This is a genomic window from Vibrio sp. 03_296, from assembly GCF_002265885.1.
The window spans coordinates 1-1,485 of the sequence record NZ_NPKW01000544.1; the positions used below are offsets into that span (position 1 = coordinate 1).

Annotated in this window: 2 pseudogenes; both read left to right on the plus strand. The window is 44.9% G+C overall.

From position 1 onward, the window contains the following. Positions 1 to 315, plus strand: a pseudogene (gene metL / locus CIK04_RS26060) (bifunctional aspartate kinase/homoserine dehydrogenase II); the annotation flags it as partial. Positions 316 to 538: 223 nt separating this feature from the next. Beyond that, positions 539 to 1,409 (plus strand): annotated as a pseudogene (metF, locus tag CIK04_RS26065) (methylenetetrahydrofolate reductase). Positions 1,410 to 1,485: the final 76 nt, after the last annotated feature.

Consider the following 1,485-nt stretch of genomic DNA (forward strand, 5'->3'; position numbering starts at 1 on the left):
GTCTCTTGACGATTTCTTTGACCAAGCCCACTTATTGAGTGAGCGTTTGCAAGAGCGTCTAACTARGGCGCAGCGTCAAGATCAGGTGCTCTGCTATGTTAAGCTCGTCTAGAAAAAATGGTAAAGCTCGTGTCAGTGTTGAAGCGCTACAAAGAGAGCATGCTTTGGCGAACTTGTTGCCGTGTGACAATATCTTTGCCATTGAGAGTAAATGGTATCGTGATAATCCTTTAGTGATTCGAGCCGGGGGCTGGGCGTGAAGTGACTGCTGGCGCAATTCAGTCTGATCTCAATCGCTTAGCTGGCTTGTTCTAAGAGAAGACGGATGATTTGATAGGGACCCAAGCGGTCCCTTTCTTCTACTTGAACTATGCTCATTATGAACTTGAGAAAAATTCATAATCACAAGGTTGACATTAAATCGTATTCAATACATTCTGTGGACATATAGACGTCTAAACGTCGATTTAAGGATTGAGATTTATTTTGTGGCGAAGGGTCACAGGGAGAGRRAGATGGATACACGCACGCTAGTCATATCGACGCTTTAAATCAGAATATCGCTGAGTTAATCAGACAATATCAACGTTTCCTTTGAGTTTTTTCCGCCAAGTACGCCGCTAAATGGAAGAAACGTTGTGGAATTCGGTGATCGTTTAAAAACACTGTCAGCCTAAGTTTGTTTCTGTGACTTATGGTGCGAATTCAGGTGAGCGTGATCGCACTAACACTCAATCATTAAAGAGAGTCAAAGCGCAGACGGCTAGTTGCTGCTCCACACTTAACCTGTATTGATGCCAGCCGTGAAGAGTTGATCAATATTGCCAACGACTATTGGGCGAATGGCATTAAAAATATCGTGGCACTGCGAGGTGATATTCCTCCTGGTGGTGGTGCGCCAGATATGTATGCGTCGGATTTGGTGACGCTACTTAAGTCATTGCACGATTTTGATATTTCAGTGGCAGCGTTTCCGAGAGTGCCACCAGAGCGAAAAGCGCTCAAGCGGATTTGCTCAATCTAAAACGTAAAGTGGATGCCGGAGTAAACCGTGCAATCACACAGTTCTTTTTGATGTAGAAAGTTACTTACGTTTCCGCGATCGCTGTGTGGCGGCAGGCATTGACGTTGAAATTGTCCCTGGCATTCTCCCAGTTTCTAACTTCAAGCAAGCTTCTCGCTTTGCTGCGCAGAATAACGTTAAAGTGCCTGGTTGGATGGCAAAGCAGTTTGAAGGCTTAGATGATGATCCTGTGACGCGTCAGCTTGTGGGTGCAAGTCAGGCCATTGATATGGTTCGTATCCTAAGCCGTGAAGGCGTGAAAGATTTCCATTTCTATACCCTAAACCGTGCAGAAATGACTTACGCGCTTTGTCATACCTTAGGGGTTCGTCCAAAGAAAGCATAAGTTGACTTTCCATCTCTCCCTCATATAAAACGCTCCTTATCAGGAGACCGTTTGCTATTCAAATCATCACCGCCAT